Below are 12,450 nucleotides of genomic sequence, written 5' to 3' on the forward strand. Positions count from 1 at the left end.
TTTACCAGAGCCGCATGGATGTGACCTGGGTCAAGCATTCGCCAATTTGTCATCTTCGCTGCGCGACACTGGCGCCTTAGCTGCTATGTTTAGGTTTCGCCGTACAACGACCAGGCGCCCGAATACCCGGAAATGGAGGCTGGCATGAACAAGATGACGTTCCCCAACGCCTGCCAGGTAATGCGCTGGCATTTCCACCCCCTGGGCTTCGAGGCCAGCATGGATGCGCCCCGCAGCATGGTCGCGCGGTTGTTCGACCGGGCCACCGGCGAAACCGTACTGGCCATCGCTGGTATTCCCTGCGCCGCGATCATGGCCGCGGCAGATGTGGAGCGCATCATCGAGGCAGTCGAAGCCGAGATGGACGCGTTCATGCCCTTCCCTACCCTGCGCGACGCCGGTTAACCCTCCTCGCCCTGCTTCAGCCCTTGCATGAACTGCTCGGCCGGTACCGGCTGCCCCAGCAAGTAACCCTGCAACGAGTCGCAGCCCAAGCGGGTCAGGAAGTCCTGCTGACGGTCGGTTTCAACGCCCTCGGCCACGATCCGCAAGCCCAACGCCTGCCCCAGTGCAACGATCGCCGAGACGATCGCGGCATCGTCGCTGTCATGCTCCAGGTCGCGGACAAAACCGCGGTCGATCTTCAGTTCGTTCGCCGGCAGACGCTTGAGGTACATCAGGCTGGAATAGCCCGTGCCGAAGTCGTCGATGGACAAATCGACGCCCATGTCGGACAGGCGCTGCAACACCGTCAGGCTGGCATCGGCATCGCGCATGGCGGTGGTCTCGGTGATCTCCAGGGTCAGGCGGTTGGCCGGCAGGCCGTTATCGGCCAGGGCCCGGGCGACACTGTCGACCAACCCTGAATGGCAGAACTGGATCGCCGACAGGTTCACCGCGATGCGCCAATGTTCATGGCCCTGATCCAGCCACAGGCGCATCTGCCGACAGGCCTCGCCCAGCACCCATTCGCCGATGGGGATGATCAGGCCGGTCTTCTCCGCCAGGCCGATGAAACGGTCCGGTAGCAACATCCCTTGCTGGGGGTGCTCCCAACGCAACAAGGCCTCGGCGCCGATCGGCGTGCATCGGTGCGCGTCGAACTTGGGTTGGTAATACAGGCGGAACTGGCCATGCTCGAGCGCCGCGCGCAGGTCCTGCAGCAATTGCAGTTGCTGGCGGGCATTGCTGTTCATCGAGGTGTCGAAAAAACTGTAGCCATTCTTCCCGGCACTCTTGGCGTGATACATGGCCGCATCGGCGTTGCGCAACAGTTCGTGCTGGTCCTGGCCATTACCCGGATAGAGCACGATACCCACGCTTGCCGACAGTTGCAGGTCGTGGTCTGCCACGCGGAACGGCCTGGCCACCAGGTTGACCTGCTTGTCCGCCACGCCCACGGCATCGTCGGGCTCCTGCAACTCGACCAGCAGGACAAACTCGTCACCGCCAATCCGCGCCAGGGTGTCCTGGCTATGCAGATGCCCGCGCAACCGCGCAGCCACGGCCTTGAGCAACTGATCACCAACATGGTGACCAAAGGCATCGTTGACCGGCTTGAACCCGTCCAGGTCGATGAACATCAGCGCAAAGCAACCGCCTTGCTCTGCCACCTTGGCCATGGCCTGCTCGATACGGTCGGCCAGCAAGGTGCGGTTCGGCAGCCCGGTCAGGGTGTCGTGCAGGGCCAGTTGCGTCAGCTCCTGGTTGGCCTGGGTCAATGAGCGCGCAAGTTCCGCGGTGCGGGATTCGAGGCGCGCGTCCAGCACCGACGTCAGCAAGGCCACCGCCAGCACTGCCAGGGTGGTGATCAATACTGCATAGTCCAGCCAGTCACCAGACAACCCGCCGACCAGCGCACCGCAGTAACTGCCCTCGGGGAAGTTGGCCGCCGCCATGCCGGTGTAGTGCATGCCCACGATGGCAACCCCCATCAGCACCGCAGCAGCACCGCGAATCTGCCGAACGTACGGCGTCTGCCTGCGCAGGCGGAAGGCAATCCACAGGGCTGCCGCCGAGGCGCCCACGGCGATGGCCAGCGAAGCGCCGAACAGCGCCGGGTCGTAGTCGATCCCGGGCAGCATCTGCAAGGCAGCCATGCCGGTGTAGTGCATGCAGGCGATCCCGGTACCCATGAACAGCGCACCCAAGCCCACCTGCGGGCAACTCAACCGCGGCTGGCTGACCAACCACAAGGCAAAGCCTGCAGACAACACGGCGATCAGCAGTGACAGCGCGGTCAAGCCCAGGTCGTAGCCCAGCTCGATGGGCAACTCGAAGGCCAGCATGCCGATAAAGTGCATCGACCAGATGCCGGTTCCCATCGCCAGCGCCCCGCCGCCCATCCACAGATACACCGCGCGACCCTTGGCGGTGGCGATGCGGCCTGCGAGGTCGAGTGCGGTGTAGGATGCCAGGATGGCCACGCACAGCGAGATCAACACCAGCGAAGAGGAGTAGCTACCTGTCAGCATTTCAAGTTCCGGCAGAGGGCGAGGAAGGGCCCGGAAAAGGCGGAGGATTTTACGCGAACAGGGAGCAAAGGCACGGGATTTTGCGGGGGCTACAGGGTGGAAGATCCAGCGGTCGGTTACGCACGGTGCCGACGCTATCGCGGGCTTGCCCCGCGATCACGCCGGCACTGCAACCTTACTGTTTGTCAGCCTCTGCGAACGCCGGCCCCGCTTCCCAGCCGCCACCCAATGCCGCGATCAACTGCACACTGGCCACCAGGCGACCCTGCAGCAGATTCAGCACACTGCGCTCGTTACTCAGCGCTGTGGTCTGCACGTTCACCACGTCCAGGTAGCCGATCAGTCCGGCGCGGTACTGGTTCTCGGTCAGGCGCAACGACTCGCGGGCAGCATCCAGCGCCTCCTGGCGGACCACGGCTTCGTCGGCATACACCTTCAGTTGCACCATGTAGTTCTCGACCTCCTTGAAGCCATCGAGCACGGTCTGCCGATACTGGGCCACGGTCTGGTCGTAGACCGCCACGGTGCGGTCCACCTCGGCGCTGCGCTTGCCGGCATCGAACAGGGTCAGCGCCAGTTGTGGCCCGACCGACCAGTAGCGGTTCGGCAGCTCGATCCAGTTGTTGAAGCTGCTGCTCGAATAGCCGCCGTTCATGCTCAACGACAGGTCGGGGAAATAGGCTGCGCGCGACACACCAATGTTCGAGTTGGCCGCCATCACCTTGCGCTCCGCCGAGGCGATGTCCGGGCGGCGCTCCAGCAACTGCGACGGCACGCTTACCGGGATTGGCGGCAGCGCCGGAATATCATTGCTGGCAGCCAGCGAGAACTCGGCAGGCGCCTTGCCCATGAGTACGGCGATGGCGTTTTCATACTGGGCGCGCTGCCAGGCCAGGTCGATCAGGTCGGCCTGGGTGCTCTTGAGCTGGGTACGCGCCTGAGCGACGGCATCGGGGCCGGCGACGCCTGCACGGTACTGGTTCTGGTTCATTCGCAACGAGCGCTCGTAGGCGGCCACGGTGGCTTCGAGCAAGCGCTTCTGCTCGTCGATGACGCGCAGTTGCAGGTAGTTCTGCACCAGCTCCGACTGTTGGCTCAGACGGATCGCCGCCATGTCGGCCAGGCTGGCCTCGGCGCTGGACTCATTGGCGTTCATGGTCTCGCGCAACTTGCCCCAGAGGTCGATCTCCCAGCTCACGCCCAACTGCGCGTTGTAGGTGTCGCGAATGCCGCTGCTGTTGTTCGACAGGCTGGAGCTGGAGCTGCCGGTGCCCTGGGCTGAACGGTTCTTGCTGGTGGTGAGGTTCAGCGACGGGAACAGCGAGGCGCGGCTGCTGCGTACCAGGGCCTGGGCCTGACGGTACTGCGCTTCGTACTGGGCAAGCGTCTGGTTGCTGCGGTTGAGCTCCTCGACCAAAGCGTTCAAGCCCTTGTCGCCGTACAGCTCCCACCAGGCCCCGCGGGCGATGGCATCCGAGGGGTTGGCCTGGGTCCAGCCCTCGGCCTGCTTGAACTGCGCCGGGCTGCTGACCTCCGGGCGATGATAATCCGGGCTCAGGGTACAGGCGCTGAGCATCGCCACGCACAGGCCGGCACCGAGCAGGCGCGAGCCACGGCCACGGGTCAGCAGTTGCAGGGCACGGTGCAGCGGGGTCTGGGCAAAGTTCATAGCGGGGTTTCCAGGGCGGCGTCGGTGCGCACGCCGCGCCAACGGTTGAAACGGTGGCGCGCGCGGTCCAGGTACAGGTAGACCACCGGCGTGCTGTAGAGGGTGAGGATCTGGCTGAAGACCAGGCCACCGATGATGGTCAGGCCCAGCGGCTGACGCATTTCCGCGCCTTCGGCCTGGCTGAGCAGCAGCGGCAGCGCACCGAGGATGGCAGCGATGGTGGTCATCAGGATCGGCCGCAGGCGCAGCAGGCAGGCGCGGCGAATCGACTCTTCCGGCGACAGGCCTTCGTTGCGTTCCAGTTGCAGGGCCAGGTCGATCATCAGGATGGCGTTCTTCTTCACCACCCCGATCAGCAGGAACAGGCCCAGCAACGAAATCAGGCTGAACTCCCCGCCGGTCAGGTACAGCGTGAGCAGCGCACCGACGCCGGCCGAAGGCAGGGTCGAGAGGATCGTCAGCGGGTGGATGTAGCTTTCGTAGAGAATGCCCAGCACCAGGTACACCAGCACCAGGGCGCCGAGAATCATGAACGGCTGGCCTTCGGCGTTCTTGGTGAAGGCATCGGCGTCGCCGCCGAGCTTGGCGATCACCGACTCGGGAAGGCCCAGCTTGGCCACCTCGCGCTCCAGCGCGGCCAGGGCCTGGTCGACGCTGTAGCCCTCGGCGACATCGAAGGAAATGTCCTCGGACGCGAACTGCCCTTCGTGGCTGACACGGTCGTTGGCCAGGCTGTTCTCGTAGCGGGCGATGGTCGACAGCGGCACGCGCGCGCCATCGGTGGTAATCACCTGAACCTGCTCGAGCGTACTGGGGTCCCAGGCGTACTTGGGGTTGATCTCCATCACCACCTGGTACTGGTTGAGGCTGTCGTAGATGGTCGAGATCTGCCGCTGACTGTAGGCGTTGTTCAGTACCGCGGTGACCATGTCCATGTCGATGCCCAGGCGCTTGGCCTGGTCGCGATCGACCACCAGCGTCACCTGCTGGGTGCCGGCACCGTCACGGGCATCGATGGCGGTCAGCTCGGGCAGCTTGCGCAAGGCCGCAGCCACTTTCGGGAACCACTCGCGCAGGGCCGCCAGATCGCCGCTCTGCAGGGTGTAGAGGTATTGCGAGGTGCTCTGGTCACGGCCACCGCCACCGAGCTGCAGGTCCTGGTCGGCCATCAGGTAGAGGCGTCCGCCCGGCACCTTGGGCAGCTCCTTGCGCAGCCGCTCGATGACCTTCTGGGCGTTTTCCTTGCGCTCGCCGATGGGCTTGAGGCGCACCAGCACGAAGGCATTGTTGGTGCCGCTGTTGCCACCGATGAAGCCGGCAACGCTCTGTACCGCAGGGTCCTTGAGCAGCGCACGGCGGTAGGTTTCCATTTTCGGTTGCATCACGGTGAACGACAGGCCGTCATCACCGCGCACGAAGCCTTGCAGCTGGCCAGTGTCCTGCTGTGGCATCAGGGTCTTGGGCACGATCACGTACAGGGCAACGTTGAGCACGATGGTCGCCAGCAGGCTGATCAGGGTCAGGCGCCGGTGGCGCAAGGCCCACCCCAGACTCTTGTCGTACCCCTCGACCATGCGCTGGTGTACCCGGTCGCTCCAACGCTGCAGGCGCGTCTGGCCCTGTGGCGCATGGGGCTTGAGCCAGCGCGAGCAGAGCATCGGCGTGAGGGTCAGGGACACCAGCAGCGACACCAGGATCGCCGCCGCCAGGGTGATCGAAAACTCCTGGAACAACCCGCGCACGATGCCACCCATGAACAGGATGGAAACGAACACGGCCACCAGCGAAACGTTCATCGACAGCAGGGTGAAACCCACTTCCTTGGCGCCCAGGAACGCCGCGCGCATGGGCTTGGCGCCGTTCTCGATATGCCGGGAGATGTTCTCGAGCACCACGATGGCATCGTCCACCACCAGGCCCGTGGCCAGGATCAGCGCCATCAGCGACAGGTTGTTCAGCGAGAAGCCGCACAGGTACATCACCGCAAAGGTGCCCACCAGCGACACCGGCACAGCGAGGCTCGGGATCAGCGAGGCGCGCAGGTTGCCGAGGAACAGGTAGACCACCAGGATCACCAGCACCACGGCGATCAGCAGGGTGTGCTCGGCTTCCTTGAGCGTGGCCTTGATCACTGGCGAGCGGTCCATGGCGATGTTGAGCTTGACGCTGGCCGGCAGCAGCGACTGCAGGGCCGGAAGCTGGTCCTTGATCTGTTGCACGGTCTGGATGATGTTGGCGTTGGTCTGGCGGTTGACCACCAGCAGCACCGCCGCATCGTCGTTGAAGAAGCCGCTGTTGTAGCGGTTCTCGACGCCGTCGCTGACCTTGGCCACATCGGCCAGGCGCAGGATCGCACCGTTCTGCTGGCGGATCACCAGCGGCTTGTAGTCATCGGCCTTTTCCAGCTGGTCGTTGGCGCGTACCTGCCAGTTGCGTTCGGCGTCCTCGACGAAGCCCATGGGCCGACGTTGGTTGGCGTTGGCCACTGCGGTGCGTACATCGTCCAGGGCCAGGCCGTACTGGTTGAGCAGTTGCGGCTCGAGTTCGATGCGCACGGCCGGCAGCGAACTGCCGCCAATCTGCACCTCCCCTACCCCGGCGACCTGCGACAGGCTCTGCGAGAGGATGGTGTCGGCAAGGTCGTACAGCTGCCCTTTGGACAACACGTCCGAGGTCAGCGACAGCACCATGATCGGCGCCTGCGACGGGTTGACCTTCTTGTAGGTCGGCATGCTGCGCATACCACTGGGCAACAGGTTGCGGGTAGCGTTGATCGCAGCCTGCACCTCGCGCGCGGCACCGTCGATGTCGCGCCCCAGGTCGAAGCCGATGATCACCCGCGTCGAGCCCTGGCTGGAGCTACTGGTCAGGGTGCTGACCCCGGCGATGCTGCCCAGCTTGCGCTCCAGCGGCGTTGCCACGGTCGAGGCCATCACCTCGGGGCTCGCACCCGGCAGGCTGGCCTGCACCACGATCACCGGGAAGTCCATCTGTGGCAGCGGCGACACTGGCAGCAACCCGAAGCTGACACCGCCCAGCAGCATGATCGCCAGGCTCAGCAGCATGGTCGCTACTGGCCTGCGAATGAACGGACCGGAAAGGTTCATGCCTCGGCCTGCGCAGTGTCGTCAGCCGGCCGCCAGCGGCGCGCCAGGCGGTCGAAATACAGGTAGATGACCGGCGTGGTGAACAGCGTCAGCACCTGGCTGACCAGCAGCCCGCCCACCATCACCAGGCCCAGCGGCTGGCGCAGTTCGGCACCGGAGCCCGTGGCGAGCATCAGCGGCAAGGCACCGAACAGCGCCGCCAGGGTGGTCATCAGGATCGGCCGGAAACGCAGCAGCGCCGCCTGGTAGATCGCCTCACGCGGGGTCATGCCCTGGTGACGCTCGGCCTCGAGGGCGAAGTCGATCATCATGATCGCGTTCTTCTTGACGATACCGATCAGCAGGATGATACCGATGATGGCGATCATCCCCAGATCGTTGCCGCTGAGCAGCAGCGCCAGCAAGGCGCCCACTGCCGCCGACGGCAGGGTCGAGAGGATGGTCACCGGGTGGATGTAGCTCTCGTAGAGCACGCCGAGCACGATGTACATGGTCACCACGGCGGCGAGGATCAGCAGCAAGGTGCTCGACAGCGAGGCCTGGAAGGCTTCGGCGGCGCCCTGGAAGCGGGTCTGCACGCCCAGCGGCATGCCAATGTCCTGCTGCACCTGCTCGATCACCTGCACCGACTCGCCCAACGACACGCCCTGGCCGAGGTTGAAGGACATCATCACAGCGGGGAACTGGCCGATGTGCGAAATAGCCAACTGTGCCTGCCGCTGTTCGATGCGCGCCAGCGCCGAGAGGCGAACCTGGCCGCCATCGGTGGCCTTGACGTGGATCGACTCCAGCGCCTGCGGACCAATGCTGGCCGCTGCCTGCGACTGCAGCACCACGCGGTACTGGCTGGCCTGGGTGTAGATGGTCGAGATCTGCCGCTGGCCGAAGGCGTCGTACAGGGCGTTGGTGATCTGCGCGACGGTGATGCCCAGGCGGCTGGCCATGTCGCGGTCGATCACCAGGTACACCTGCAGGCCTTTGTCCTGCAGGTCGCTGGCAACGTCGGTGAGCTCAGGGCGCTGTTGCAGGGCATGGACCAGCTTGCCGCTCCACTCGGCGAGCATGTCCGGGTCAGGCGAGGACAGGCTGAACTGGTACTGGGTGCGGCTGACCCGGTCCTCGATGCTCAGGTCCTGTACCGGCTGCATGAACAAGCGAATACCCACCAGCCGGTCGAGCTGCGGCTGCAGGCGGCTGATCACCTGGCTGGCCGTGACATCACGTTCGGCATGGGGCTTGAGGTTGATCAGCAGGCGCCCGCTGTTGAGGGTAGCGTTGTCACCGTCCACACCAATGTAGGAAGACAGGCTCTGTACCGCCGGGTCCTGCAGGATCACCTTGCTCAGCGCCTGCTGGCGCTCGCTCATGGCGCTGAACGAGATGGATTGCGGGGCTTCGGAAATACCCTGGATCACCCCGGTGTCCTGCACTGGGAAGAAGCCCTTGGGCACGATGATGTAGAGGAACACCGTCAGCGCCAGCGAGGCCACCGCCACCAGCAAGGTCAGCGGCTGGTGCTTGAGCACCCAGGTCAGGGCGTGGCTGTAGCGTTCGATCAGCCAGTCGATCCAGGCACCGCTGGCGCGGTAGAAGCGGCTCTGCTCCTCTTCCTTGGGTTCACGCTTGAGCAAACGCGCGCACATCATCGGCGTGAGGGTGAGCGATACCACCAGCGAAATCAGGATAGCCACCGCCAGGGTGATGGCGAACTCGCGGAACAGCCGGCCAACGACATCGGCCATGAACAGCAGCGGGATCAGCACCGCGATCAGCGAGAAGGTCAACGAGATCAGGGTGAAGCCGATCTGCCGGGCGCCTTTGAGCGCTGCCTGCATCGGCGTTTCGCCTTCTTCGATGTGCCGGGAAATGTTCTCCAGCATGACGATGGCGTCGTCCACCACGAAACCCGTGGCGATGGTCAGGGCCATCAAGGTCAGGTTGTTGATCGAAAAGCCGGCCAGGTACATCACACCAAACGTGCCGATCAGCGACAGCGGTACGGCGATCGACGGAATGATGGTGGCGCTGACCCGACGCAGGAAGACGAAGGTCACCATCACCACCAGGGCGATAGCGAACAGCAGCTCGTGCTGCACATCGCGCACCGCAGCGCGGATGGTCTGGGTACGGTCGGTGAGCACGCTGACGTCGAGGCCGGCCTGCAGGTTGTCGGTGATCGACGGCAGCATCTGCTTGATGCGGTCGACCACTTCGATGACGTTGGCGCCGGGCTGGCGCTGGATGTTCAGCAGCACCGCGTGGTTTTCGTTGGCCCAGGCGGCCAGGCGCTCGTTCTCGGCACCATCGACGATCTCGGCGACGTCCTTCAGGCGCAGCGGTGCGCCGTTGTTGTACTTGAGGATCAGGTTGGCGTATTCATCGGGCGAACGCAGCTGGTCGTTGGCATCGAGCATCGACACCCGGGTCGGGCCATCGAAGTTGCCCTTGGGCTGGTTGACGTTGGAGGCGCCGATCAAGGTGCGCACGTCGTCCAGGTTCAGACCGTTGGCGGCCAGGGCATCGACATTGACCTTGATCCGCACCGCCTGGCGCTGGCCGCCGGCGATGCTGACCATGCCGACACCGCTGATCTGGGCGATCTTCTGCGCCACGCGGGTATCGACCAAGTCATTGAGCTTTGGCAGTGGCAGGGTGCCGGAGCTGATGGCCAGGGTCAGCACCGGGGTATCGGCGGGGTTGACCTTGTTGTACACCGGCGGCGCCGGCAGGTCGCTGGGCAGCAGGTTGCTGGCGGCGTTGATCGCAGCCTGGACCTGTTGCTCGGCGACATCCATGTTCATGTCCAGGTTGAAACGCAGGGTCAGCACCGAAGCACCGCCCGAACTGGTCGAGGCCATCTGGCTGAGGCCCGGCATCTGGCCGAACTGGCGCTCCAGCGGCGCAGTGACCGCGCTGGTCATCACCTGAGGGCTGGCGCCCGGGTACAGGGTCATGACTCGGATGGTCGGGTAATCGACCTGGGGCAAGGCCGCCACCGGCAGCATCTTGTAGGCGATCAAGCCGGCCAGGACGATGGCCAGCATGCTCAGCGTGGTGGCGACCGGGCGCAGGATGAACAGCCGCGAGATGTTCATGCGCCCGCCTTGCTCGACTCACCGGTCTGGGCCGAACCTTTGGCTTCCTGGCCTTGCAGGTGCTGGCCAGGGGTGGTCGGGACTTGCGAGCTGTCTTCGACCACCTCGACCTGGGTGCCCTCGCGCAGGCGGTCGGTGCCTTCGAGCACCAGACGCTCGCCAGCCTTCAGGCCCTCCAGGATCACACTGTTCTCGCCGTCGCTGGCGCCGACCTTGAGCTTGCGCACATTGACCTTGTTCTCGCCGTTGACCACATAGGCGAAGGTGCCGTCGTTGCCGAACTGGATCGCCGCCGCCGGGGCCAGCACCACCTGCTTGAGGGTGTCGGCCAGCAGGCGCACGTTGACGAACTGGTTGGGGAACAGGGCGAGGTCCTTGTTCTCGAAGAAACCCTTGAACTTCAGGGTGCCGGTGGTGGTGTCGATCTGGTTGTCGAGGCTGCCGAGCACGCCGGTGGCCTGCAGCTTGCTGTCGCCACGGTCCCAGGCTTCGACCGGCAGGCGCGCGCCGCTGCGGTAGCGCTCGAGCACCGTGGACAGCTCGGTTTCCGGGAGGGTGAAGGCGACGTTGATCGGCTCGGTCTGGGTGATCACCACCAGCGCCGTGGTGTCGTTGGCTGCCACCAGGTTACCCAGGTCGAGCTGGCGCAGCCCCAGGCGACCGCTGATCGGTGCACGGATCTGGGTGAATTCGAGGTTCAGGCGCGCGTCATTGACTGCCGCCTGGTTGGTCTTGACCAGCCCCTGGAACTGCGCCACCTGGGCCTCGGCGGTGTCCAGGGTCTGCTTGGCGATGCTGTCTTCGGCATACAGGCCTTTATAGCGGGCCAGGTCGACCTGAGCGTTCTTCAACTGCGCCTGGTTCTGCGCCAGGGTGCCCTCTGCCTGCTGAAGGGCGATACGGTACGAACGCGGGTCGATTTCCGCCAGCAGGTCGCCAGCCTTGACCTGCTGCCCTTCCTTGAAGTGGATCTTGACCAACTCACCCGCCACCCGGCTGCGAACATTGACCGTGTTGGTCGCCGCCACCGTACCCAGCGCCTTGTAGTAGAGCGGGAAGTCGCCGACCCGCACGGGCTCGACGCGCACCGGCACCGGGTCGCTGGAGGCACCAAAGCCTGGGCGCCCGCCTTTGCCCATGCGCACGCCCTGCTCCTTGTGCGTCGGGGCAGCGGCAGGCCACAGCCACCAGGCCAGCAAGGCCACCAGCAGCAGGATCAGCAGGCCGAACAGCCAGCGACGGGGAGAACGGGAGGCAGAAGCTTGCATGGGTTGAACGAACCTTGTTCAGAGAATGGCGACTGGGGAGGTTTGAACGATAAGCACTGGCATCGTTTTAGCAAAGGGCCTTTACCAGGCATTTACCATTGGCTGACGTTGCTAAAACGATGAACTTTAAATGAAAACGGCCCGGAATGGCTTCCGGGCCGGCGTAACAGTGTGTAAACCGCCAGGGCCGCGGGGCGACCCTCTGGCCAGCGTTTACTTCAGGACAGCCAGAGCCGCCTCGTAGTTCGGCTCGTCGGCGATTTCCCCGACCAGCTCGGCGTGCAGCACCTTGTCGTTTTCATCCAGCACCACCACGGCGCGGGCGGTCAGGCCGGCCAGCGGGCCGTCGGCGATGGCAACGCCGTAGTTCTCGATGAACTCACGACCACGCAGGGTCGACAGGTTCTTTACATTCTCCAGGCCTTCGGCGCCGCAGAAGCGGGCCTGGGCGAACGGCAGGTCGGCCGAGATGCACAGCACCACGGTGTTGGCCAGGTCATTGGCCTGGGCATTGAACTTGCGTACCGAGGTGGCGCAGGTCGGGGTGTCGACGCTCGGGAAGATGTTCAGCACCTTGCGCTTGCCGGCATAGTCCTTCAGCGACTTGTCGGCCAGGCCTTCGCCGACCAGGGAAAAGGCAGGCGCCTGGGCACCGACCTTGGGCAGCTCGCCCTTGACCTGAACCGGGTTGCCTTTGAGAGTCACTTGAGCCATGGCAGAAATCCTTATACGGGGTTTGAAAAGGATTCCGAGTTAATCGCTTTTAGCGCCGGGCTGCAAGCTTAGAGCAACAGGCAGGCGCGGATTGCCGCGCGCCCGCCTGATCCGTGCAAAGGC

The 12,450-nt window shown here is 64.6% G+C and carries 7 protein-coding genes; 1 reads left to right on the plus strand and 6 read right to left on the minus strand.

The features are described 5' to 3' along the window. The first annotated feature begins 144 nt into the window (after positions 1 to 144). The gene (locus tag ACMGGG_RS12150; RefSeq protein WP_054890810.1) at positions 145 to 405 is read left to right on the plus strand and encodes a DUF1652 domain-containing protein; all 261 of its coding nucleotides are present in this window, start codon (positions 145 to 147) and stop codon (positions 403 to 405) included. On the opposite strand, the gene ACMGGG_RS12155 is transcribed toward ACMGGG_RS12150, so the two are convergent. The 6 genes from ACMGGG_RS12155 to tpx form a co-directional block, all read right to left on the minus strand. Then, a complete protein-coding gene (locus tag ACMGGG_RS12155) occupies positions 402 to 2,474 on the minus strand; it encodes a putative bifunctional diguanylate cyclase/phosphodiesterase (protein WP_414155563.1) in 2,073 nt (690 codons plus the stop codon). The genes ACMGGG_RS12150 and ACMGGG_RS12155 overlap by 4 nt on opposite strands. Positions 2,475 to 2,649: 175 nt before the next feature. Beyond that, positions 2,650 to 4,143, minus strand: coding sequence for an efflux transporter outer membrane subunit (locus ACMGGG_RS12160; RefSeq protein WP_414155564.1), 1,494 nt, complete (start codon positions 4,141 to 4,143; stop codon positions 2,650 to 2,652). Beyond that, complete coding sequence (locus ACMGGG_RS12165) at positions 4,140 to 7,250, minus strand: multidrug efflux RND transporter permease subunit (RefSeq protein WP_414155565.1); 3,111 nt, start codon at positions 7,248 to 7,250, stop codon at positions 4,140 to 4,142. Before ACMGGG_RS12165 ends, ACMGGG_RS12160 begins: the two co-directional genes overlap by 4 nt. Further along, positions 7,247 to 10,345, minus strand: a complete 3,099-nt coding sequence (locus tag ACMGGG_RS12170) for an MdtB/MuxB family multidrug efflux RND transporter permease subunit (RefSeq protein ID WP_414155975.1) — start codon at positions 10,343 to 10,345, stop codon at positions 7,247 to 7,249. Before ACMGGG_RS12170 ends, ACMGGG_RS12165 begins: the two co-directional genes overlap by 4 nt. Next, positions 10,342 to 11,613: an MdtA/MuxA family multidrug efflux RND transporter periplasmic adaptor subunit gene (locus tag ACMGGG_RS12175; RefSeq protein ID WP_414155567.1), complete on the minus strand. Its 1,272-nt coding sequence runs from the start codon at positions 11,611 to 11,613 to the stop codon at positions 10,342 to 10,344. The genes ACMGGG_RS12170 and ACMGGG_RS12175 overlap by 4 nt, the downstream gene beginning before the upstream one ends. A 213-nt stretch (positions 11,614 to 11,826) precedes the next feature. Then, a complete protein-coding gene (gene tpx / locus ACMGGG_RS12180) occupies positions 11,827 to 12,327 on the minus strand; it encodes a thiol peroxidase (RefSeq protein WP_054890816.1) in 501 nt (166 codons plus the stop codon). Positions 12,328 to 12,450: the final 123 nt, after the last annotated feature.

It is taken from the genome of Pseudomonas sp. BNK-44-b, assembly GCF_047456245.1.
GTDB lineage: Bacteria > Pseudomonadota > Gammaproteobacteria > Pseudomonadales > Pseudomonadaceae > Aquipseudomonas > Aquipseudomonas machongensis.

Bases quoted from the DNA above. Each gene is read 5' to 3' on its own strand.
- tpx (WP_054890816.1), bottom strand. From the start codon at position 12,327: ATGGCTCAAGTGACTCTCAAAGGCAACCCGGTTCAGGTCAAGGGCGAG.
- ACMGGG_RS12160 (WP_414155564.1), bottom strand. From the start codon at position 4,143: ATGAACTTTGCCCAGACCCCGCTGCACCGTGCCCTGCAACTGCTGACC.
- ACMGGG_RS12170 (WP_414155975.1), bottom strand. From the start codon at position 10,345: ATGAACATCTCGCGGCTGTTCATCCTGCGCCCGGTCGCCACCACGCTG.
- ACMGGG_RS12165 (WP_414155565.1), bottom strand. From the start codon at position 7,250: ATGAACCTTTCCGGTCCGTTCATTCGCAGGCCAGTAGCGACCATGCTG.
- ACMGGG_RS12155 (WP_414155563.1), bottom strand. From the start codon at position 2,474: ATGCTGACAGGTAGCTACTCCTCTTCGCTGGTGTTGATCTCGCTGTGC.
- ACMGGG_RS12150 (WP_054890810.1), top strand. From the start codon at position 145: ATGAACAAGATGACGTTCCCCAACGCCTGCCAGGTAATGCGCTGGCAT.
- ACMGGG_RS12175 (WP_414155567.1), bottom strand. From the start codon at position 11,613: ATGCAAGCTTCTGCCTCCCGTTCTCCCCGTCGCTGGCTGTTCGGCCTG.